At 71.7% G+C, this 1970-nt stretch carries 2 protein-coding genes; both read right to left on the bottom strand.

The window, feature by feature from the left end; genetic code table 11:
* Positions 1–127: 127 nt before the first annotated feature.
* The gene (gene istB / locus M0638_RS28095) at positions 128–889 is read right to left on the bottom strand and encodes an IS21-like element helper ATPase IstB (RefSeq protein ID WP_248670260.1); all 762 of its coding nucleotides are present in this window, start codon (positions 887–889) and stop codon (positions 128–130) included.
* 11 nt (positions 890–900) lie between these two features.
* Positions 901–1970: IS21 family transposase (gene istA, locus M0638_RS28090; protein ID WP_248670259.1), on the bottom strand; the 1070-nt coding region annotated here is incomplete at its 5' end.

The following is a 1970-nucleotide window of genomic DNA, read 5'->3' as shown; positions in this document are numbered from 1 at the left end:
TGCGTATTCCGGTGATCGCGATCGGCTGTTCCGGTGGATCCTGATCACCGATTCCGGTGATCGTGATCACCCGCGGCCTAGCGGGCCATTGATGTCGCGGAGCGGTACTGCCAGCGGTTGAGATCTGTCACCCGGCCGGGTCGGTGGTCAAGGCTTCCGGCACTGCCTTTCGCTTGCGCAGGCTGGCACCCTTGAGCTCGAGGCGATGGGCACGGTGGATGATGCGGTCAATGATGGCATCCCCGATCGTCAAATCGCCCACCAGATCGTGCCATCGGTTCAGCGGCAGCTGACTCGTCACGAGCAGCGAGCCGCGATCGTCGCGGTCATCGACGATCTCGAGCAGGTCGCGGCGCTGCTCGGCGGTGAGCGGCTCCGGCCCCCAGTCGTCGATGATCAGCAGCCGGACGCGCTCGAGGGCGGCCAGCAGCCGTGGCAGCCGGCCCTCGCCGCGGGCGGTGGCAAGATCGGCGAACAGCCGCGGGGCACGCTTGTAGAGCACGGAGTAGCCCTCCCGGCAGGCCTTCTGCCCGAGCGCGCAGGCCAGCCAGCTCTTGCCCACCCCGGTCGGGCCGCTGATCACCACGTGGCTGTGCTCGCGGATCCAGCCGCAGCCGCCGAGCTTTAGGAACAGCGCGCGGTCGAGGCCGCGCGGGCTGCGGAAGTCGGTGTCCTCGATCACCGCCGCCTGGCGCAACCTTGCCTCGCGCAGCCGGCGGGTGAGGCGCTTGTTGTCGCGGCTCGTCGCCTCGCGGTCGACCAGCAGCCCCAGCCAGTCCTCGCGCGACAGCTCGGCCGCCGCGGCGGTGCTCTGCAGCTCGAGGAAGGCCTCGGCCATGGCGGTCAGGCCGAGGGCGCGCAGGCGCTCGGCGGTGGGATGGGTCAGCATCGGCGCGCTCCCTAGTGGTAGTAGCCGGGGCCACGGATGTTCTCGTGCGCCGGCAAGGCCGGCCGCTCATCGGGAGCGACGCCTCGCTCCCGGCGATTAGCCAGGATCGCCGCCACCGAGGTGTAGGAGCGGGTGCCGAGCGCCAGCGCCCGGGCACAGGCGGCGTCCACGCGCTCGGCACCATGGCGCGGCACCAGGCCGAGGATGCCGATGCAGGAGCGGAACCCCTGCTCGGGATGCGGCCGGGTGCGCAGGATCACCTCGACCAGCGCCGCCGCGTCCTCGCCGATCGCCCCCGCCTCGCGCCGCAGCCGCTCCGGGGTCCATTCCCGGTAGCGCCGGTGCGCGCTCGGCATATGCTCGGCCAGCGTACTCGGCGGCTGCCGGCGCAGGCTGCGCGGATGGCTGGCCACTCGCCGGCCATGATGGAAGATCTCCACCACGCCCGCGGTGATCCGCGCCTCCACCTCCTGGCGCACCAGCGCGTGCGGCACCGAGTAGTGGTGCCGCTCGATCTCGACATGGTAGTCGAGCCCGACCCGGCAGCGTTTCCAGGCCGCGTACTCGTAGGGCATCGCCGGCAGCGGCAGCAGCGCCGGGCGGTCCAGCGCCTCGAACAGGGCCCGCCGCGTCGTACCCAGACCGCGCATCGGTCGGTCGTTGAGCTGCACCACCAACGCCCCGATCGCCGCGTTGAGCGCGGCCAGCGAGAAGAACCGCTGCCGCCGCAGCCGGGCCAGGATCCAGCGCTGCACCACCTGCACGCCGACCTCTGCCTTGGCCTTGTCGCGCGGCTTATAGGGCCGCGCCGGCAACACGGCAGTGCCGTAGTGCGCCGCCATCTCGGCATAGGTCCGGTTCACCGCCGGCTCGTGAAAGCAGGCCCGGCTGACGCCCGAGCGCAGGTTGTCGCTGACCAGTTGCCGTGTCACCCCGCCGAGATGCTCGAATGCCCGGACGTGGCAGCCGACCCACTCCGCCAGCCCCTGGCCCCAGGCCGCGCAGGCGAAGGTGTAACTCGACGCCCCCAGCACCGCGACGAAGATCGCCGCCTGCCGCTCCTCGCCGCTCGCCCCGTCGA

The organism is Roseomonas acroporae (assembly GCF_023223525.1).
Lineage (GTDB): Bacteria > Pseudomonadota > Alphaproteobacteria > Acetobacterales > Acetobacteraceae > Roseomonas_E > Roseomonas_E acroporae.
Note: the sequence above shows the minus strand (reverse complement) of the source record. Positions and strands in the feature narration are given on the sequence as shown.